This is a genomic window from Acinetobacter lwoffii, from assembly GCF_049367455.1.
Taxonomy (GTDB): Bacteria; Pseudomonadota; Gammaproteobacteria; order Pseudomonadales; family Moraxellaceae; genus Acinetobacter; species Acinetobacter lwoffii_W.
In genome coordinates this window covers 2,674,093-2,694,005 of the sequence record NZ_JBMPXW010000001.1, presented here as the reverse complement: position 1 = coordinate 2,694,005, position 19,913 = coordinate 2,674,093, and the positions used below count along the sequence as shown (strand labels likewise).

Genomic DNA, 19,913 nt, shown 5'->3' with positions numbered 1-19,913 from the left:
GAAGACCTGTGCATTCTATCCTGAAACAGTCCTGAATTTGATTTCTTCCGCTGTTTTCTAGGTATCATGCGTTGAAAAGCTCTACAATAGCTTTATTTTTCACTCTATCTCTCCCCCTTATGTCGCAACTTGATTTGAATCTGATTGTTCTTTTGGTTTTACTGGCTTGCGGTATTTTCAGTCACAATAGTGCCGTCACCATTGCTGCAGCGGTATTAATTGTTTTAAAAATCACACCTCTCAGCAGTTTATTGCCTTATGTACAGGCGCACGGTTTAAATATCGGCATTATTATTCTGACCATTGGTGTTCTGACACCAATTGCCAGTGGCAAAATTTCAGGGGAAAGTATTCTCAAATCTTTCCTGAGCTGGAAGTCTTTGCTGGCAATCGCGATTGGGGTCTTTGTCGCTTGGCTGGGAGGACGTGGAGTGAAGCTGATGTCCAATCAGCCAGATGTAGTGGCCGGACTGTTATTAGGCACAGTAGCAGGTGTAGCAGTATTACGCGGTGTTCCAGTCGGTCCTTTAATTGCGGCTGGGATTTTATCGTTATTGATTAGTACACAATAAATGTACAAATCATCAGCGCGTATTCCCAGTATGCAATAATTTCTCAAAAATACATCACATGACCGGAAATATGCAGACCACCCGTTGATTATCTTGCGCTAAGCTCTAAAGCAATGCTTCAGGCTTGCTCAGAAGATACTATCAGATCAACGGAATACTTTATTAATTCAATCTTTTGAAACCAAGTCAAAGGAAAGTTATGATCTTTGAAGCTCTGACCTGATAAAAATTTGAAATTCAATAAATGACACACCCCAGTCTAATCTTTCAAAGCATAGACCAAACTTTCTATCGTCTGACCATTTTCCAAATATACTTTAACCGGGATACGTTGATATTCATCGCCTTCAAATGCATCCAGCTCATCCCAATATTGGGGAAGATTCTCGGATATGAATACATAACCCGGAACAATCTCTCCCGAATCACTGAGCTGAATACCCGGGCTACCCAGCTCAGCACCCCAACCACGCTGCTGCAAATACCCACGAATATAACCGGCTTTCCAGCCCCCCCCCAATCCGCTCCATGACAGGGGCATTGGGTTGCTGCGGACGAAGCGTGCCGTATACGAATAAACTGTGCATCTTAAGAACTCTTAAACATCACTTTTAATGATTATTCTACAAATAGTAGTGCCAGACGCACTTGGTCATAAGCCATTTTAGGCGTGGTCAATTCCACAATCGGACGCAACTTAATAGAACCGTCATCATTAAAATGCTCCGAGTTTTGACGCTTGGTCAGGCGTTTATAAATCTTGCGAACCTGCTCCACCACTTCCTCACCCGGATGTGCCAGCGAGATATCCAGCCCCTGCTCTTTATGCAAACGCCCCAAATGATTGATGATGGTTGCCGGGGTCAAACCACGTTCAGTCGCGATATCGGCAATTTCATAACCTTCTTCAAACAGTTCACGCGTTTCGTCTAGCGTTGCAGCGGCATAGCTTTGCTTACCCCCATTCTTGGAAATTTTCTTCTCATTGCGCTGGATTTCAACTTCATTCAAAGTCCCGCCACAATGTCGGATAAAGGCCTTATGCTGTGCCGTCAAATCGACATTTTCAAAATTCGCTTCGGCTTCATCAGAAAGTTCTTGAAAACGGCGATCGGCTTTAATTGCCAGACTATCGAGTTCCAAAGCCTGCTCATTAAAACCTTTTAATCGTAGGCCATTTAAGCTTTTCAAACGGGACAACGCGACATAGCCCTGTCCTTTTTCAAAAGTATGGCTCAGGTCAATCTCGGCAGCTTCCAGGGTCATGCCTTGTGATTTATGAATGGTAATCGCCCAGGCCAGACGCAATGGAATCTGCTGGAAACTGGCAATGGTTTTACCGGCCTCATTGTCTACCGACCAGGTTTCAGGCTCAACCACCAATGTAGTGCCATCGGTCAGTTTGACTTTAGGCAGCACACCATATTCATCATCTTCTTCAAAACTGATCACTTCGCCCAAACTGCCGTTGATATAACCCATATCAAAGTTGTTTTTCACAAACATGACTTTGGCATGTTTTTTCAGGGTTAAGGCTTCAGGCGCTCGCACTGACGATTTTAAAGTCTCGATCAGCTTTTCATTGCCATCACACTGCGCATCAAACTGGCGCGGATCATTGTCAATTTCATTCAGATGTTTAAAGTTAATACTGTCCACATCCATATTATGCGTATACAGGCGCGTATAGGTATCACCAATTTCTTGATGTCGCGTGGCCTGTAAAGCAGTGCGGTGTTCATGGCTAATCGCCTGCGCACGGATCGCATTCAGAATGTCATTCAAATAATCATTGCCCTGACGATGCTGCTCAGTTAGGTAGCAAACGCGAAACTTGGCTTCGACCCAGGCATCCGACATAAAGCAGAATTTGTCGCGGTTGCGCTCATCATTTTTACCGACTGGTGGTAACTGGAAAAAGTCCCCTGCTACAATCACCTGAATACCACCGAAAGCTTCATCACTTTCCTTGAAATATTTCAGTACCTGATTGACCAGATTCAGCTGCTTGGCATGCAGCATTGAAATTTCGTCAATAATCAGGACTTGCGCATTTTCCAGATGTTCTTTTAAGTATTTGCGCTCTTTCATCCGCTTTAAGTCTTCTTCAGACAAAAAGTCTTTAATGCCAATGCCTGCCCAGGTATGAATAGTCATACCATTCATGTGTGTGGCTGCAATACCGGTCGATGCGGTAATCGCGACGGCGACCTTACGTGCCTTTAAATAATTAATATATTGATTCAGCGTATAGGTTTTTCCTGCACCGGCAGAACCGGTTAAAAAGACATTTTCTCCTGCTTTGAGTAACTTAAGGGCAGTTTCCTGTTTCATAAGAGCAATACCGTAAAAGAACGGCTATAGCCTAACGATTTTTAGCGGAAAAGTTAAGCGTCATGGAGGAAAACAAGCTGTATTGAACTGTCAGGCCTGCAAGTTGAGCCAGTTAATAAAATGCATGGCGATATTACTGTATTCAGCTTCTGCTTTCTGGTTATTCGGATATTCAAGCTGATCAAAAATCACCTGTCCATTCACCAATTGACACCCCAAGATCAAGGGTAGACGCACAGCCGGATGAGACATACGAAAGGCCACATACTGCCCTTCCACAATTTGCTGAGCATAGCTTGCCGCCAGACAGTTCCTGAAAATTTTAGATTCCTCTAAAATCCGCTCTAAAGTTTTAAGCTCTTCAAAACGCCAGTTGAAATACAGTAAAAATGAAACCTGAGTGATTGGTGTCCAGTTCACCAGTGCAAACTGTTTTTTCAGCTTGGCGATCATTTCCTGCTTTTGAATCTGATCATGCCAGACGACCGCCTGATTAAACAAACTGGTCCAGCTCAGGTTTTTCGGTATTTCTGTATGACTGGAAAAATACTCTACTAGATAGTCACGCACATAACTGTCAAAAAGCGACTCACGTACATGCCCGCTTTGCAAATAAAACAGCTGCCTGAACTCAGTAAAAGGAATGCGATAGCGGTGCAGAACATTATAGAAATCACGGTTCTGCTGGCTTTGAGGCTGAATATACACCAGAACCTCATCGGGTAAATGCGCCGTAATTTTATATAAATGCTGCATATAAGCCTGCATCATCCGGCTCAAGTTCAGATAAACCTTTTTAGTCAGCTGATCATCCATTTTAACCACATTGCGCAGCAGCTCCATCCATTCGTCCAGATACAGAATTGAAGGGCTAATCGCAATCCGCTGATCCTCAATCGATTGGCGTGTGCCTTTTAATACCACCGCCTGATTATACTGATGCTGAAACCAGTCATGCTGGATTGCATATTCATGCATGCTATGAATAAACAGTCGCGCCGAGACATATTGAAAATATTGCAAAGTCGCCATAATAATCTGGGGATGAATATGATGGCTGTCTACAAAACTTAAGGCAGTTACTGCAACGCGTACACTGCTATGCTGGATATTATTACTGATCCAGTCCAGTACCTCGGCCGGTTGCTTGAAGATCCAGTTCACGGCACGATGACAATCAAATAGTGGCAATCGGGCTACTTTTTTCTGCCATAAATACGGATGATTTTCCAGGAAATTCCGTTTGGATAATAAATCATCCCGATGCCACACGTCCCGGTTCATCAATCGGACAAAACCGAGCAAATTACTTTGCTCCTCAGCATGCCGATATAGCAAACAGATATAATCAGTATGATCATTCAATTCATGCAGATTAAAGCGCTCTTCAAAAGACAGCGACATAATCCGGAACAGTGCCGGAGGCAAAAACTGTGCGGCGCTAAAACAGAACTCATCCAGACTGTCCATCAATGACTGGATCGACAGGAATTCATCCTGCTGTAGACACTCCAAAGAAAAAGCCTGTTGCAAGCTTTCAAGAATCTGCTGTGGAATCTCTTGTTCATCCTGAATAAAGTTTTGCATGACAGGTGCTGTATACAACCCGGCCTTGATCAGCTGCTGGTCGATAATCTCAGCTTGAACAATCGACATTTGCTGCAAAAATTCGGACACCCGTTCCAGGCCATTAACCCACGCATAAACCTGAGCCAGGATAAGCTGACGTAACTGTTTGGCTTTGTCGCGTAAATACAGCGAATGCTGTGGTTTTAAATCGCCAGTCAGGAAATAGATATCCTGTAAAAAGAATTCCTCCAGGGCTTCTGCCTTACATTGCTGAAAATAAAAATGACTGTCAACCAAAGCAGGTGCAGCTCCAGAGTCTAGTGCATAGGGAGTATGAAACTGGATATAAAACAGACCATCCAGCAATTCAATCCGGCACTGATCCTGCTGAATTTTTATTAAATTTTGTGCATTCAGATGACCAATTATTGCCATCTGATCAAGATAAAGCTGGTTCAGCTCTGGAGAAATCCGTAAACATTGTTGTGCCAATAACCTTAAAGATGCTACCAAGCTTTCCTGTTCCATACGTACACCTCGGTCATCTTAGAATCATCTTATTTTTATATTGGATCATGCTGAGTCCTTGATCGCCAATCAATGAACACTTAAAAATACATTATGGCATCACTTGCACTATAAAAAAGTCCCTGCATCCTCATTGCTAAAAATAGAACATCTCAATAGATCATAGCCTAGATTTTACAGGAAGAATTTTTCTTTTTTAGTCTTGCTGACGTAGCGCCTTAAGCTCGGCTAAACCAGTATAAATATGTTGCTGCAAGCTGTGTCGAAATGCAATAAGCTCTTCCTGAGTCTGAACCTCAGCAATCGATTGTCGTGGCATAAACTGAAAATAAAATGGCAGGCGTTTTGGGAATAAACGTTTAGGCAAAGATGGAATCACATCACCCTGACGTAATAATTTATTGAGTTGCGGTACTTTGAGAAGTTTTTGAAAATATTTATGCTGGATGATCTTATTGGCATCAAAGCCAATCTCATAGACTTCATCCCCACCAAGCGCGGCAAAAGGGACAATATCATAGTTAAATTCCTGAGCCAGCTTTAAAAACCCGTAGCGTTGTTTCCAGATCAGTTGATACTGTTCACCCTGACGTTTGAGTACTTCGCGCCCACCTCCCGGAAACACCAGAATGGAATAGCCCTGCTGCATCACAGCGCGTACATAATGCTGGATGCCATCGACTGCCCCAAATTTTTTCACGGCTTCACGCCACAAGGGCACATAAAAATGGCTATGATCCGCAATACTGACCACAGCCACTTTATGTTCGTTATAGAGGTAATCAATCAGCATCGGCGAATCAAAGATGCCGTACATGGAATGATTACCGACATACATTGCAGGCCGACTGGCATCAATATATTCAGCCCCTAAAAATGTAGGGGTAAAATATAATTTAGATAAGGCACTTAAGCGTCTAATCCATTGCCCATCATGTTTGACCTGCAAGCTGTCTGCTCCTTATCTACCCCGAATTATGCCACGCGCTTTTGGACCAGAATCGAACCTACCGAATAACCCGCACCAAATGAGCACAACACGCCGTATTCACCATCTTCAACTTCATGTGCACTACGGTGCAAGGCGATGATCACCCCGGCAGAAGAAGTGTTGGCAAACTCATTCAGAATGATCGGTACCAGACCAGGTTTGGCATTTTCTTTGCCGACGACCAGTTTCAGGATCAGTTCATTCATACTGGCATTGGCCTGGTGTAACCAGAAGCGTTTAACACCTGTAGGCTCAATCTGATTCTTTTCCAGTTGCGCAGTAATCATTTTCGCAACCAGTGGACAGACTTCTTTAAATACCTTACGACCATCCTGACGGAAACGTTTGTCGTCAATGTCAGCATTTTCAGAAGTATTCAAGAAACCAAAGTTATTGCGGATGTTATTCGAGAACTGGGTAAACAACTCAGAATCCAGAATTTCAAAACCGGTTTTGCTGTCGGTATTTTCAATAATTGAAGCGGTTGCCACATCACCAAAAATAAAGTGACAGTCACGTGAACGGAAATCGGTATGTGCAGAGGTAATTTCCACATTCACCAATAATACACGGCGCGCGCCTGCTTTGATCGCATCATAAGCCTGTTTCAGACCAAATGTTGCTGCAGAACACGCCACGTTCATGTCATAGGCATAGCCTTTGATACCTAGAGCGGTTTGAATCTCGATCGCTACGGCAGGATAAGCACGTTGCAAATTCGAGCATGACAAGATCACGATATCAATGTCTTCGGCAGTCACACCGGCATTTTCCATCGCCTGTTTGGCTGCGATTACGCCCCATTCTGCTTGCAGTGAAATTTCATCATCTGCACGTTCACGTAAATTAGGACGTAAGCGTTTTGGATCAAGAATACCTGATTTTTCTACGACATAACGGCGTTGTACGCCAGATGCTTTTTCAATAAAGTCTGCGCTAGAACCACGACGCGCTTCAACTTCGCCTGCAGCGATTTTGTCAGCATTTTCGTGATTAAACAGTTCCACATAAGCATTTAAACTTTCAACTAATTCTTCATTGGTGATGACATGTTCCGGATGGAATAAGCCAGTACCCGTAATACGGATGCCCATGTAAAATTCCTTATCTGAATTACCTATATCTTAACTGATTCCAAGACGATCCCATACTTTTTGCAAGCGAGTTGGAGACACAGGTGCTTTTGTTTTCATCGGTTGTGAAAACAATGAGATTCTTAACTCCTCGACCATGAAATACAATTCTTTCAGGCGAGGGTCATCTTTAAACTTGAATAATTTTTCCATCCATTGATCAATTTGGTCAATGGCGGAATTGTCCCTTTGTAGATTATTGGGCAAGCGCTCCAAACGCAAGATCAAGGCTTTCAAATAACGTGGAAATTCGATCCATACATCGGAAGGTTTACGATACACAAAGTCAGAAAGGCTCATTAAATCAAGTTGATCTTCAATATCATTGATATTTTTTTCAAACACAGAATGATCTAAAACCAATAATTTCCGGCGGATTTCCTGCCACTGGATATAAATATCCGTGATCTCTTTCAGGGCAACTTGGCCATAAGTCAAGAAAGATTTTTTTACATCTTCAACCAGTTTTTGGAACTCTTGCGCATTGACAGGTAATTCATTAATAGACATGTGCAGTGTGGCATAAACTAACATTTGTTCCAGTTGTGCCTTATCACCGAGTGGTGAATAAGCCAGCGCCAGAGGTTTGGAAATCTGTTTTTTCAACTGGCGGGTCAAGTCTCCGAGTTGCATATGCACCAGTCGGATCACTCCTTCACGATGTTTTTTGATCGCTTCAGCCTGATCATTAAAAGTCTGAATCACCACACCCGATTCATCTTTCTGCTCCAGGGCAGAAAAAGCTTTAGTCGGAACCAGCGCCTGGTACTGCTTGACCACGACACCGGTGACTTTTTGTGAGGCTTCAAATACAAAGCTTTCTGGGAAGGTTTTAAATTCACCTTTAAGCTGTTTGACCGGACTATGCGTTTCAGTCCGGCAGCGCGCTTTCAGCTCAGCAAGATCACGCCCTTGTTCAATGACACGGCCTTTTTCATCAGTAACTTTAATAAAAGGCAACAGATACTGATCGACCCGGTCAAAGCTGAAATCTTTCTCCGTGATTTGATCGCCTCGCAACTGGAATGCCAAGAAACTAAAAATATGTTTCTGTAAATCCTGCGCATCTACTTTTGCTATGAGTTTTTGTGCAGTATCCGGAATCGGCACCAGATTACGGCGCTTATCCTTCGGCAAAGCTTTTAGCAATGCTTCAATCAGATCCAGACGCCAACCCGGAATCCCCCATGACCAGATACCTTCATCGACCTGTGCCAAAGCTTGCAGTGGAATTTTAACCGTCGCACCATCTTCATCATGACTCGGGTCAAAGTGATAAGTCGCCGCCAGACGCAGACTACCATTCTGCAAATAGTCCGGGAATTGCTGTGTTGTCGGACGGTCATTCAGCCACAGCGCATCATCATCGACAAATAAATAACGCGGATTCTGGGGCTCTACTGTGGCACGCCAGTCTTCAAAACTACGCCGGCTGGCCACTTCAGGCGGCACTTTCGAGGCATAAAATTGGTAAATGGTTTCTTCATCAACAACCAGATCACGACGGCGCAGCTTGTCTTCTACTCGCTCGACTTCTTCCAGTTTAAGCAAGTTATGCTTTAAAAATGGTGGAGTAATCCCTAGATGACCGGTAGTTAAAGCATCCCGCAAGAAAATTTCATGCGCGGCCGCCTGATCTACTTTTTCATAATTGATTGGGCGTTTCGGCTCAATAATCAGACCAAATAATGAAATTTGATCATAGGCATTCACTACACCAGCTTTTTTCGACCAGTGCGGTTCAAAATAATGATGCTTGAGCAGGTCACGCGCGGCCAGCAGAATCCATTCCGGCTCAATCTTGGCCAGGGTACGTAAATATACCTGAGAGGTTTCCACCATCTCAAAAGCCATCACCCACGGCGTATTGGTCTTGTGCAAGGTAGAAGCCGGGAAAATCCGTGCTTTTTGCTGACGCACCGCCATAAAAACATTACGCTCATCGGTCTTGTTGGCGATAAACGATAAGAGACCGGTCAACAAGGCACGGTGCAGATTTTCATAACTGGCTTTCTTTTCATTAAATGACAGTTTTAAACCCTTAGCCAACTCCACCAGCTGCTCATGAGTTTTCTTCCATTCACGCAGACGCAGCCAGCTCAGGAAGTGATTACGCGCAAAAGTACGGCGCTTATTTTCACTCATGCTTTCGCGGTTATTGTGCAGCGTCTCCCAGAGCTTGATATAGAACAGGAAATCAGAATCAGCTTCACGGAATAGTGCATGTTTCTGATCTGCCTGCATCTGCTTGTCCGCAGGGCGTTCACGCGGATCCTGAACTGCAAGCGCTGCCACAATGACCAGAACTTCGTTCAGCACGCCAAAATGTGCACCACCAAGAATCATGCGGGCCAGACGTGGATCAATCGGCATTTTCGCCATTTGCTGACCGATCTTGGTTAAGCCACGGCTTTGAAGTCTCCCTTTCTCGAAGGGTGAGACGTTATGCGACGCAAGAGAGGGATTTGCTTGATCATCTTCAGTTTTAGGAGAATTTTTCTCAGCCATTGCACCCAGTTCAATCAGGAGCTTACGTCCATCATTCACCAGACGGTGATCTGGTGGCTCAATGAAGTCGAAGTCTTCGAGTGAACCCAACCCCAGACTTTGCATTTGCAGAATTACCGATGCCAGGTTGGTTCGCTTGATTTCCGGTTCAGTAAACTCAGGACGGCTCAGGAAGTCTTCCTCAGAATACAAACGAATACAGACACCCGGTGCAATACGGCCACAGCGGCCTTTACGCTGATTAGCTGCTGCCTGAGAAACGGCTTCAATTGGTAAACGTTGCACCCGTGAACGATAGTTATAACGTGAAATACGGGCAAAACCGCTATCAATTACATAACGGATATTCGGAACGGTTAAAGCCGTTTCTGCCACGTTGGTGGCAATAATAATGCGTCGCCCACCACCAGAAGGATTAAAGATTTTCTGCTGTTCAGCCAGCGCCAGACGCGCATATAAAGTTAATACTTCCGTATGGCGTGGCCCATGTTTGATCAGGGTTTCCTGTAGCTCGCGAATTTCCTGTTCAGTACTGGCAAAAATAAGGATGTCGGCATGTTCAGGATGGCCTTTTTCCTGTGCATCCTGAAAGCATTCTTCGACTGCTTTGACCACAGCGCGAGGCAGATTTTCTTCAAAGTCATCAAACTCGTCATCATCACTACCGCCAATGCTCATTTCCGAGATCGGGCGATAACGTAGCTCGACTGGGAAACTGCGGCCTTCTACTTCAAAAATTGGTGCACCATTGAAGTAACTGCTAAAACGGTTTACATCCAGGGTTGCAGAAGTAATGATGACTTTCAGATCGGGGCGACGCGGCAACAGTTGCTTCAGATAACCCATAATGAAGTCGATATTCAGTGAACGTTCATGCGCTTCATCAATAATAATCGTGTCATATTTGGTCAGGTAGCGGTCATGCGTCAGTTCGGCCAGTAAAATACCGTCAGTCATCAAACGCACAATTGAGTCTTGTGAACCCTGTTCCGTAAAACGTACTTTAAAGGAAATTGATTCACCGAGTTTTTCGCCAACTTCTTCGGCAATACGCTGTGATACGCTACGGGCTGCCAGTCGACGCGGCTGGGTATGTCCGATCATTCCGGTCAGGCCACATCCAGCCAGCATAGCAATTTGCGGTAACTGGGTGGTTTTACCAGAACCGGTTTCGCCAGCCACAATAATCACCTGATGCTTTTGAATCGCGGCAATCAGCTTATCAGTGTACTGAGTAACCGGTAGATCCTGATTCAGCTTGATGTTCGGAAGACGTTCAAGCCGTTGCCGTACTTTCAGATTGGATTTTTCAAATAATTCCTGATACTGCTTGGCATCTGCGTCTTTCCCCTTTTTCAGTCGATTTAAACGGTGACGGTCACGCGCCATTATCCATTGATCTACATTTAAATGACTCTGCACAGAGAAAACACCCACATCAAAAAACAGGAAAGGTTTATTTTACTTGGTTCATTAGATTTCAGATAGTCGTAGTTCTGTTAAGTGCCGGACAAATTGGCTTTGGCTGCCTGATTTCCCTCAATTCAGCGCCATAAACCTATCAAAATATCTATATGACACGCTTGAATTTTCCTGAGTAGATTTAATCATCAGTTTAATTTTGAAATTGATATTTAAATTATTTTGCGGAAAACATGCTTTTTTCCTGATTCACCCTTGAATTTTTTGGTTTCAACATCATGTTTGCTAGCACGAGGAAAAAGAGATAATTTTGTCATCAGGCCATCATCTTGATGCTGCTCAATGAACAAAGCGATTTTGCCGAAGTGGCGCGTTTTTACTTAATTCGGTTTTTCCGATGTTTGTAATGTAAAAATACCATTTTAGCATCAACCAAAATTTCGATACTCTTATTCAAAATCAAAGACTACCTCAATCATGGAGACAATGATGAGCTTAATTAATACTGAAGTTAAACCATTTAAAGCAACTGCATTCCAAAACGGCAAATTCATTGAAGTTACTGAAGCTGACCTGAAAGGCAAATGGTCTGTTGTATTCTTCTACCCAGCTGACTTCACTTTCGTTTGCCCGACTGAACTTGGTGACCTTGCTGACAACTACGCTGAATTCCAAAAACTAGGCGTTGAAATCTACTCAGTTTCTACTGACACGCATTTCACTCACAAAGCTTGGCACGATTCTTCAGAAGAAATTAAAAAAATCCAGTATGTAATGGTTGGTGATGCAAACTGGACTCTTGCTAAAAACTTTGACGTATTGATCGAAGCTGACGGCCTTGCTGATCGTGGTACTTTCGTGATCGATCCAGAAGGTAAAATCCAAATCGTTGAAATCAACGCTGGTGGTATCGGCCGTGACGCTCAAGAACTTCTTCGTAAAGTTAAAGCAGCTCAGTATGTACACGCTCACCCAGGCGAAGTTTGCCCAGCTAAATGGAAAGAAGGCGATGCAACTCTTGCTCCTTCAATCGACCTAGTGGGTAAAATCTAATTTTAATTAGATTGAACTGATTCAAAAAAACCACGCTTTTTAGCGTGGTTTTTTATGGTTTGAATTTTTATGTCAGTGCAATACTGGATTTTATTTTTTTAAATTATTTTGTTAGGACTTTAAATATTGCAGTCCTATTTCTTTCTTGATCCATCATATAAAAATTCAGGCATATCTTTTGCTTCGCTTTCTCATAATCCTTACCGATTCTTACAATTGAGCTATACATCTGCAGAGCCATATGGCATAAGTTCAAATGATAAGATAAGAAATATTCAGTGGAGGAACGCATATGCAAAAACTGCTTACCGTGATTTCTTGGAAATACAATCCCTCAAGCCGCCACCTGAAAATTGTATACAGTAATGGTCATGCCGAGCTGTATCATCCCGTACCTGAATTTATTTATGACAACCTGTTAAGACGCCAAGACAAAGCCGCATTCGTAGAAAAGTATCTCGAATATAATTTACATTTTAATAAAATTTGCATGGATTAGAGCCAATCGAATTAACGCAATCCCACCATCAGCAAACCTGCGCCTATGGGTACAATACTCATGATAAAACGTGGGTCTTGCTGAATTAAGGCAATAAACTCTTCGACTTCTGCTGCATGTGAAATGACATTATCAACTACCAGTAACCCGCCCTTTGCTTTAAGTAATCGACTCAAATGTGGCCAGTAACTGACATAAGCATCTCGTTCAGCATCTAACAGGATAAAATCAAATATTTCCTGTTCTGCCTCCAGATAAACCTGAGCATCAATTACTTTAAAATTGATTAAATCTGCAAGATCTATTTCTGTCGCATATTGCTTTGCCTGAATAACCCGTTCTGCATCAACTTCAAGTGTTGTAATCATGGCTTGAGTCTGCCGAGCCGCTTCTGCCAGCCATAAAGTGGAATAACCAGTAGAAGTCCCAATTTCCAGAATACTTTTCGATTGTTGCGCACGAATCAGCATAGATAAAAATCGACCGGATTCTGGTTCTATATTGCGATATCGGTGCAGGCGATCTGCCTGCTTAAGATCATGCCTATGAAACTTTTCATATAATTCCTGCATGAATCTTTCAAATTCATCTGAGTTTTGCATCACTCTTCCCTGATTCTGTTTGGCTTAAATTGCCTGAATCAATTTAAAACGCTCCACTTCACGATCATCGTTAGTGGTAATGGTTTCAGTGAACATCGTTAAAGGACGTACCCAAATTGAATAATCCCCGTAGAGACATTGATAAACCACCAGCTTTTCTTCAGTTTCACTGTGCGTGGCAACATGAAACACCTGATAAAGCTGTCCCTTATAATGTTGATAAATACCGCGTTGTAATTCCATCATTCAAGTCTCAAATATCTTGTTTTAATCTTAGCTGAAAATCCTTATTCTTGCTCTAAACTACTTGAAAATTAGGTGGTGTTTCAAAAAGTATGCTGAAAAAAACAATATGGCTTTTGATAAAATAGAGTTATGAAAATAACGCTACAAATCAAATGTCCTACCTGTCTAAGTAACAATATAAAGAGAAATGGCATCAAAGTAGATGGAAAACAAAACCATCAGTGCAAAGATTGCAAACGTCAATTTATTGGTGATCATGCATTAAGCTATCAAGGGTGTAACTCAGGTATTACCGGCAAGATACTACATTTAATGGTCAGAGGAAGCGGTGTAAGAGATATTGCTGAAGTCGAGCGTATCAGCATTGGCAAGGTATTACGAACCTTAAGTGAATCGATCTATCAGATTCAGCCTAAACAAAGCCACTACGAATGTCTTGAAGTCGATGAACTTTGGACTTTTGTAGGGAATAAGCAAAATAAACAATGGCTTATTTATGCCTACCATCGAGAATCTGGAGAAATTGTTGCTTATGTTTGGGGTAAGCGGGATTTAGCAACGGTTCAACGTCTTAAAGCTAGACTTAAAAAGCTTGGGGTTCAATATGCTCGAATTGCGAGTGATGATTGGGATAGTTTTATCACAGCATTTCAATGTTGCAAGCAAGTGATCGGTAAGTTTTTTACCGTCGGTATTGAAGGTAACAATTGTAGAATTCGTCATCGAATCAGGCGTGGATTTAGGAGAAGTTGCAACTTTTCTAAAAAGCTCGAAAATCATTTTAAAGCCTTTGATTTGACTTTCTTTTACCTTAATAACGGATTTGTTTAACGCCAGCATACTTTTTGAAACACCACCGAAAATTAATCTTTCACCCCCATATAGAACTTTGAAATTAATGATGAATTTTTCAATAAATCTGTAAATCCGATCAACAATATAAAAACAAACTGTTTTACCTATTTATTCAATTCATTTAATATCCTGTTATCAAATAAACATTTACTCCTTTGGAGACGTTAGCAATGTTAGACCAAAATACTTCAGCTCAACTTAAAACCCTATTAGAACGCCTGGAAGGCCCGATTGAACTGGTCGCGACTTTGGATGGCTCTGACAAATCAGCCAAAATCCAGGAACTGGTGTCCGAAGTAGCTGCACTGTCTGACCTGGTGACTGCACGCTTTGACGGGACCAATGCACGTGCGCCAAGTTTCGGGATTGCAAAAGCTGGTGAGGAACCACGTGTATTCTTTGCAGGCTTGCCAATGGGTCATGAGTTTACTTCACTGATCCTGGCATTGCTGCAAACTTCAGGTTATGCACCGAAAGTTTCAGATGAAGTACTGGCGAATATCAAGAGTCTGGGGGTTCAATCTAACTTTGACGTGTTCGTATCGTTAAGCTGCCATAACTGTCCGGATGTGGTTCAGGCACTCAACCTGATCGCCATCTATAACCCGGGCACTACAGCGACCATGATTGATGGTGCTTTCTTCCAGGAAGAAGTGGAAGAACGCAAGATCATGGCAGTACCAATGGTGTTCCAGGACAACCAGCATATCGGTCAAGGTCGTATGACACTGGAAGAAATCATTGCCAAGTTGGATAGCAATGCAGCCGCGAAAGATGCGGAAAAGCTGAATGCCAAAGATGCCTTTGATGTCCTGGTGATCGGTGGTGGACCTGCGGGGAATACCTCTGCCATCTATGCAGCACGTAAAGGCATCAAAACCGGGATCGTGGCGGAGCGCATGGGCGGTCAGGTCATGGATACCATGGACATTGAAAACTTTACGTCTGTGCAGAAGACCCAAGGTCCTAAATTTGCAGCCGAGATGGAAGCCCACGTGCGTGAATATGGTGTCGACATCATGAACCTGCAACGGGTATCCAATATCAAAGGTGCTGATGAAACGGCCAATGGTCTGGTGGAAGTGACGTTAGAGAATGGTGCCAAACTGGAATCGAAAACCGTGATTCTGTCGACCGGTGCACGCTGGAGAGAGATGAATGTTCCAGGTGAGCAGGAATACAAAACCCGTGGTGTAGCCTACTGCCCGCACTGTGATGGTCCACTGTTCAAAGGCAAGCGTGTAGCCGTGATTGGTGGTGGTAACTCGGGTGTAGAAGCAGCGATTGACCTTGCAGGGATTGTTGAGCATGTCACGCTGGTGGAATTTGATACCAAATTGCGTGCGGATCAGGTGTTGCAAGACAAACTCAACAGCTTGCCAAACACTACCGTGATCAAGAATGCTTTATCTACAGAAGTGGTTGGTGATGGTTCACAAGTGACCGGCCTGAAATATAAAGACCGTGCCACAGATGAAGAGCATGTGGTTGAGCTGGCAGGGATCTTTGTACAAATTGGTTTGTTGCCAAACACTGACTTCCTGAAAGAAACCCAAGTTGAATTAACCAACCGTGGCGAGATTGTGATTAACGACCGAAACGAAACCAATGTGAAAGGTGTATTTGCGGCAGGTGACTGTACCACAGTGCCGTACAAGCAGATCATCATCGCGACCGGTGAAGGTGCCAAGGCGTCATTGTCTGCATTTGATTACATTATCCGTTCAGGGCAGTAATCTCAGCGATAAAAAAGCCAGTCATCATGACTGGCTTTTTTTGTTTTAAGTACAGTTTCTATTTCAATAACTCGACTGCTAACTGCTCGATATTAGCCATTTCTGGATGAGCGGCAGATACGTTGGCTAAGATGGTCACTGCTTTTTTCTTATTTAGATCCAATACCAAAATTGAGGTATGCCCTGCGGTATTCCCCCCATGCCAAATCATTTTCTGGCCATTTTCGCCTTCACGAATAAACCAACCCAATCCCATTTGGTAATTCCCAACTTTGGCTGAAGTCGGTTGCTGGGTCAGCTGAATGGCAGGATTTTTTGCCTCAAGTTGGGCTTGCGCAAAACGTTTCATATCTTCAACCGTAGAAAGCAGCCCGCCCGCACCTAAAAACACGTCGAAATCCCAAGTTGGAATTTGTTTGCCAGTTACATCCAAAGCAGGTACAAGACGTTTGTCCGCTTGCACTTGATTCACAAAGCTACTTTGCATGCCGTATGGCTTAAAAATATATTGCTGATACAAGTTTTCTAGTGTGGTTTTTTCTGCCGAAGCCAATGTATGCCCAAGTAAACCTATTCCTAAATTAGAATAAATTGGTGCTTTGCTGTTTAACTGGTCTGCATATAAGGTCAAATTATTTTTCAGATACGCATTTAGTTTTTCTACATCATAATCTTTATAAGGATTTGAATCGTCATCCGTTGCCAAGTTACTTGGTAAACCCTCCAATCCTGAAGTATGGTTGGATAAATCTTTGAATTTCAGTTGAATATTATCTTTAAACTGAAATGGATAATAACGGTTGATACTATCTTCCAACCCAATTTTCTTTTGGGTGACCAATTCCGCTAAGACTGTCGCTGTAAACACCTTGGTGATGGAACCAATGCCAAAAACAAGATCTTGATTAGCTTTCTCATGAATTTTATTGTCATGTTTATGCACACCCAAATATTGTGTTTTGCTAGGGTCTAACACAGCAATCGCTACTTGAGTATTTTCAGGAAAAGTACGTGTGGCTGCAAAAATTTTCTCTGCAAGGTTTTTTGGATAGCTTTGAATATAGTTTTCCGTTGTGTTATTAGCAGCATTTGATTCAATATATGGGCTAAATAATAAACCTGTCATTTGCTGTTGATCGTTCAGGCTCAAAGATAATTTAAGACGATCCTTTTCAAACATCACTTTATAAATCGCTGTAGATTTACCTTTGTTCTCAATGAACTCAATATTTTGAATAGATCCTAGCTGCTTTTTGATATCTTCAGATACTTTTTTTAGCACGGTAACAGGAAAAGCTTCTTGCATTTTAGGAGAAAAACGTTGATACATTTCTTCATATGCAGCCGCGTTAAAGTCTTGATGAAACTGTGTGATTACTTTTTTTTCTAGATCAGTTTGTGAAAAAACTTGCCCCATCGTACATAATGCTGCAAGTAACACTGCCATTTTTTTCATGCTGTTGCTCTTTGTTCTAGTATTTATCTTTACATAACATAAACTATCATAATTGTTTAAATATTAAACATACTTTCATGCATGAATTTCCATTATATACGACTGATTTTAATTAAAATTCATGAATTAATTTCAGCACTTATGATTGTTTATACAGAATCTAGACTGTTCAAACAACATCACTCGTCAGCTCTAAAAATTCTGTTAAATTAATTATTTTTAACTGTATATTTATTATGCAAACAATGCTTCAGTAACCTTTTTGTTAAACCCCATAGGCATAGTTCATGCATTGATTTAGAATCTAATGTGTAAAAAATGCTGATGTACATTAGAAAAATAAATTATTCACTGGAATGCTGTGAATTCAAGGAGATCATCATGCTACGTTACCAGTATCATTGTGCCTGCTGTGAAAAAGTAGTCGACTCTACAGAAAAATCATGCTCAAACTGCGGCTCACATCATATTCGCAGCCCTTTTGGTTTCTGGGTTTTGTGTCTAATCGCCTGTCTCGTTACAGCAATTGTGTTTAAAGTGGTGCATTTGTATGTGCAGTCACAACAAGAAGTTCCCGTACAACACTCTATACTGGACGTTTTAAAAGAAGAAGATAAAGGACTTCGCTAATTTCTTTACCTCACAGCAAAGACCTGTTGGTTCAAACAGGTCTTTTTATTAATCTTGAATAGTTCAAATAGCTAGGCGGAAAATAGCCTCATCAAATCCAGATTTGATTTACAATAGTTGTGGATTTGAATGAGAGATGTGCCATGGTTCAGTTAATTAAAAAAGGTGGATTACGCGAACGTGCCAACCGTAGTCGCAGTTATCAAGGCTCTGAAAATACTGAAACCACCTTAAAGCCTAATCGTTATCAAACGGCGGTTAAAACACCAGACCATTTACCCTCTCCTGCCCCGACCTCACCAATATCTCCAGCATTAAATGAAGATATACCACTTAATTCATTAGAATAAGTGCGTCATACCATAACCACAATGCAAATAGCAGAAATAGTCCGCCTGAAATCATATCAATATAACTCCCCAAACGCTGGTACAAGGTTTTAATTTTTGGTTGGGAAATCAACAGCATCAATAAAGCAAAGGTGATAAAGGTCTGCAAAGGAATAATCACTGCGAGCTGTGTTTTCAAATAATCTGAAGCAGATGAACTTAAGGCCAGTGAAAATACGCTACTAAAATAGATCAGTGTTTTTGGATTAGAAAGATTGGTCCATAAGCCCAACATAAAATAGTTTTTAGCTTGCACCTGTCCATTCGTATCGTCGTCGGTCTGATGTCTATTTTTAAAGCTATGCACACCACCCTTTAACATGGCCCATCCCATCTTCGCCAGGAACATGCCACCCAAAAGCATTAAGGCGTGCTGGATCCATGGAAACTGGCCAATTAACACAGTAAAACCCGCAAGTGTCAGTACTACCCAAACCACGATACCGGCAGAGATCCCTGCAATAATTTTCAGGGCATTCTGGCGTGTGGTGGATGCAGCACTTTTGGCAATAAGTAAGATATCGGGGCCGGGACTGAGTTGAGCAACAAAATGCAGGAGACAGATCGTAAAAAGCAGAGACATTAAAATAAGGTAAATTTATAAAAATATATTATAACGTTTGTTCAAAGAGATTAGAAAGCTCCAATAAAAAACCGAATCATCAGATTCGGCTTAAATAGAATTTTTTAAATAAAACATTTATTTTGGATTGATATCTTTCATTTCAATTTTTTTCGCCTCAGGTCTCACTTCACGTGCTTCACCATCAATAATGTTGGAATCACCGCGACCTGATTGCTGATTTTGCATATCCTGCATTTGACGCATCATCTCGGCAAATGGGTTCTGGCCTTGTGCACCACCCATATCGCCCATCATGCCACCCATCATTTTTTCCATCATGAGTTGCTGACGTTTCATCATCGCTTTCATTATAGCAGCCTTAAAAACCTGCTGAACCGCTGGAATGAGCATCAATACTGCCAATACGTCGGTAATCAATCCAGGAATAAGCAGAAAGAAACCTGCCAGAATTTTAGGTAAATTTCCTGTTAATGCAGGATCTGCACTCATCTGCCCCATCTGCATTTGCTGCATTTGCTGCATTTGTGGCATTACACCGGCCGAGTATTTACGGATCAGATTCATACCAATAAAAAATGCGGCCACAAACCAGAAAAATACGTACCACATGCTCCCGACGAGGTCACCCACGCCAATCCAGACAAATACTTCTAGGATTAAGCCTGCAAGGATAATAAGAAATAATTTCATGAAAATTAATCTAATCTCAGTAAAATAAATAATAGGATGCTGGAATCAACTGCTTCATCAGGATCAAGCTTTTTTGATACGCTTATGTAACAATATGGGCATTATTCTATTTTT

General features: G+C 42.2%; 18 protein-coding genes. 7 read left to right on the top strand and 11 right to left on the bottom strand.

From position 1 onward, the window contains the following. Nucleotides 1-119 precede the first annotated feature (119 nt). Nucleotides 120-572 carry a DUF441 domain-containing protein gene (locus ACO1B7_RS12945; RefSeq protein ID WP_004645490.1) on the top strand — a complete coding sequence of 151 codons (453 nt, stop codon included), beginning with the start codon at nt 120-122 and terminating at the stop codon, nt 570-572. Between the two features lie 259 nt (nt 573-831). Here ACO1B7_RS12945 and ACO1B7_RS12940 read toward each other — a convergent pair whose 3' ends face one another. From ACO1B7_RS12940 to hrpA, 6 genes are all read right to left on the bottom strand, one after another. After that, nucleotides 832-1,113: a gamma-glutamylcyclotransferase family protein gene (locus tag ACO1B7_RS12940; RefSeq protein WP_423090228.1), complete on the bottom strand. Its 282-nt coding sequence runs from the start codon at nt 1,111-1,113 to the stop codon at nt 832-834. Nucleotides 1,114-1,190: 77 nt separating this feature from the next. Next, nucleotides 1,191-2,906, bottom strand: coding sequence for an AAA family ATPase (locus ACO1B7_RS12935; protein WP_129716622.1), 1,716 nt, complete (start codon nt 2,904-2,906; stop codon nt 1,191-1,193). A 90-nt stretch (nt 2,907-2,996) separates the two neighbouring features. Then, on the bottom strand, nt 2,997-5,003 hold the full coding sequence (locus ACO1B7_RS12930) for a hypothetical protein (RefSeq protein ID WP_129716620.1): 2,007 nt from the start codon (nt 5,001-5,003) through the stop codon (nt 2,997-2,999). 196 nt (nt 5,004-5,199) lie between these two features. Then, nucleotides 5,200-5,952 carry a 1-acyl-sn-glycerol-3-phosphate acyltransferase gene (locus tag ACO1B7_RS12925; RefSeq protein ID WP_129716618.1) on the bottom strand — a complete coding sequence of 251 codons (753 nt, stop codon included), beginning with the start codon at nt 5,950-5,952 and terminating at the stop codon, nt 5,200-5,202. A 26-nt stretch (nt 5,953-5,978) separates the two neighbouring features. Continuing rightward, nucleotides 5,979-7,088, bottom strand: a complete 1,110-nt coding sequence (locus tag ACO1B7_RS12920; RefSeq protein WP_005247344.1) for a beta-ketoacyl-ACP synthase III — start codon at nt 7,086-7,088, stop codon at nt 5,979-5,981. Nucleotides 7,089-7,118: 30 nt separating this feature from the next. Further along, a complete protein-coding gene (hrpA, locus tag ACO1B7_RS12915) occupies nt 7,119-11,057 on the bottom strand; it encodes an ATP-dependent RNA helicase HrpA (protein WP_165353906.1) in 3,939 nt (1,312 codons plus the stop codon). 489 nt (nt 11,058-11,546) lie between these two features. Between hrpA and ahpC the strand changes: the two genes are divergently transcribed. Both ahpC and ACO1B7_RS12905 read left to right on the top strand, forming a co-directional pair. Continuing rightward, the gene (gene ahpC / locus ACO1B7_RS12910; protein ID WP_004278916.1) at nt 11,547-12,110 is read left to right on the top strand and encodes an alkyl hydroperoxide reductase subunit C; all 564 of its coding nucleotides are present in this window, start codon (nt 11,547-11,549) and stop codon (nt 12,108-12,110) included. A gap of 292 nt (nt 12,111-12,402) precedes the next feature. Next, nucleotides 12,403-12,609 (top strand): KTSC domain-containing protein, encoded by a 207-nt coding sequence (locus tag ACO1B7_RS12905; protein ID WP_004645498.1) that lies wholly within the window; start codon nt 12,403-12,405, stop codon nt 12,607-12,609. A gap of 11 nt (nt 12,610-12,620) precedes the next feature. Here the strand turns inward: ACO1B7_RS12905 and ACO1B7_RS12900 are convergent, their stop codons facing one another. Beyond that, a complete protein-coding gene (locus tag ACO1B7_RS12900) occupies nt 12,621-13,211 on the bottom strand; it encodes an O-methyltransferase (RefSeq protein ID WP_129716616.1) in 591 nt (196 codons plus the stop codon). 24 nt (nt 13,212-13,235) lie between these two features. After that, nucleotides 13,236-13,454, bottom strand: coding sequence for a DUF1653 domain-containing protein (locus ACO1B7_RS12895; protein ID WP_129716686.1), 219 nt, complete (start codon nt 13,452-13,454; stop codon nt 13,236-13,238). A gap of 132 nt (nt 13,455-13,586) precedes the next feature. On the opposite strand from ACO1B7_RS12895, the gene ACO1B7_RS12890 reads away from it, so the two are divergent. Both ACO1B7_RS12890 and ahpF read left to right on the top strand, forming a co-directional pair. Beyond that, entirely contained in the window at nt 13,587-14,288 is a 702-nt protein-coding gene (locus tag ACO1B7_RS12890; RefSeq protein WP_114259872.1) for an IS1 family transposase, read from the top strand. 194 nt (nt 14,289-14,482) lie between these two features. Next, nucleotides 14,483-16,048 carry an alkyl hydroperoxide reductase subunit F gene (ahpF, locus tag ACO1B7_RS12885; protein ID WP_278357692.1) on the top strand — a complete coding sequence of 522 codons (1,566 nt, stop codon included), beginning with the start codon at nt 14,483-14,485 and terminating at the stop codon, nt 16,046-16,048. 58 nt (nt 16,049-16,106) lie between these two features. On the opposite strand, the gene ACO1B7_RS12880 is transcribed toward ahpF, so the two are convergent. Further along, nucleotides 16,107-17,504: a serine hydrolase gene (locus ACO1B7_RS12880; RefSeq protein WP_129717415.1), complete on the bottom strand. Its 1,398-nt coding sequence runs from the start codon at nt 17,502-17,504 to the stop codon at nt 16,107-16,109. A gap of 381 nt (nt 17,505-17,885) precedes the next feature. On the opposite strand from ACO1B7_RS12880, the gene ACO1B7_RS12875 reads away from it, so the two are divergent. Next, a complete protein-coding gene (locus ACO1B7_RS12875) occupies nt 17,886-18,134 on the top strand; it encodes a hypothetical protein (RefSeq protein ID WP_129717417.1) in 249 nt (82 codons plus the stop codon). Between the two features lie 143 nt (nt 18,135-18,277). Then, a complete protein-coding gene (locus ACO1B7_RS12870) occupies nt 18,278-18,484 on the top strand; it encodes a hypothetical protein (protein WP_129717419.1) in 207 nt (68 codons plus the stop codon). Here ACO1B7_RS12870 and ACO1B7_RS12865 read toward each other — a convergent pair. Further along, nucleotides 18,468-19,106 (bottom strand): LysE family transporter, encoded by a 639-nt coding sequence (locus ACO1B7_RS12865; RefSeq protein WP_129717421.1) that lies wholly within the window; start codon nt 19,104-19,106, stop codon nt 18,468-18,470. The two genes, ACO1B7_RS12870 and ACO1B7_RS12865, sit on opposite strands and share 17 nt — an antisense overlap. A gap of 117 nt (nt 19,107-19,223) precedes the next feature. Continuing rightward, on the bottom strand, nt 19,224-19,799 hold the full coding sequence (locus tag ACO1B7_RS12860) for an FxsA family protein (RefSeq protein WP_129717423.1): 576 nt from the start codon (nt 19,797-19,799) through the stop codon (nt 19,224-19,226). Nucleotides 19,800-19,913: the final 114 nt, after the last annotated feature.

Bases quoted from the DNA above. Each gene is read 5' to 3' on its own strand.
- ACO1B7_RS12945 (WP_004645490.1), top strand. From the start codon at position 120: ATGTCGCAACTTGATTTGAATCTGATTGTTCTTTTGGTTTTACTGGCT.
- ACO1B7_RS12940 (WP_423090228.1), bottom strand. From the start codon at position 1,113: ATGCCCCTGTCATGGAGCGGATTGGGGGGGGGCTGGAAAGCCGGTTAT.
- ACO1B7_RS12935 (WP_129716622.1), bottom strand. From the start codon at position 2,906: ATGAAACAGGAAACTGCCCTTAAGTTACTCAAAGCAGGAGAAAATGTC.
- ACO1B7_RS12930 (WP_129716620.1), bottom strand. From the start codon at position 5,003: ATGGAACAGGAAAGCTTGGTAGCATCTTTAAGGTTATTGGCACAACAA.
- ACO1B7_RS12920 (WP_005247344.1), bottom strand. From the start codon at position 7,088: ATGGGCATCCGTATTACGGGTACTGGCTTATTCCATCCGGAACATGTC.
- ahpC (WP_004278916.1), top strand. From the start codon at position 11,547: ATGAGCTTAATTAATACTGAAGTTAAACCATTTAAAGCAACTGCATTC.
- ACO1B7_RS12905 (WP_004645498.1), top strand. From the start codon at position 12,403: ATGCAAAAACTGCTTACCGTGATTTCTTGGAAATACAATCCCTCAAGC.
- ACO1B7_RS12900 (WP_129716616.1), bottom strand. From the start codon at position 13,211: ATGCAAAACTCAGATGAATTTGAAAGATTCATGCAGGAATTATATGAA.
- ACO1B7_RS12895 (WP_129716686.1), bottom strand. From the start codon at position 13,454: ATGGAATTACAACGCGGTATTTATCAACATTATAAGGGACAGCTTTAT.
- ACO1B7_RS12890 (WP_114259872.1), top strand. From the start codon at position 13,587: ATGAAAATAACGCTACAAATCAAATGTCCTACCTGTCTAAGTAACAAT.
- ahpF (WP_278357692.1), top strand. From the start codon at position 14,483: ATGTTAGACCAAAATACTTCAGCTCAACTTAAAACCCTATTAGAACGC.
- ACO1B7_RS12880 (WP_129717415.1), bottom strand. From the start codon at position 17,504: ATGAAAAAAATGGCAGTGTTACTTGCAGCATTATGTACGATGGGGCAA.
- ACO1B7_RS12875 (WP_129717417.1), top strand. From the start codon at position 17,886: ATGCTACGTTACCAGTATCATTGTGCCTGCTGTGAAAAAGTAGTCGAC.
- ACO1B7_RS12870 (WP_129717419.1), top strand. From the start codon at position 18,278: ATGGTTCAGTTAATTAAAAAAGGTGGATTACGCGAACGTGCCAACCGT.
- ACO1B7_RS12865 (WP_129717421.1), bottom strand. From the start codon at position 19,106: ATGTCTCTGCTTTTTACGATCTGTCTCCTGCATTTTGTTGCTCAACTC.
- ACO1B7_RS12860 (WP_129717423.1), bottom strand. From the start codon at position 19,799: ATGAAATTATTTCTTATTATCCTTGCAGGCTTAATCCTAGAAGTATTT.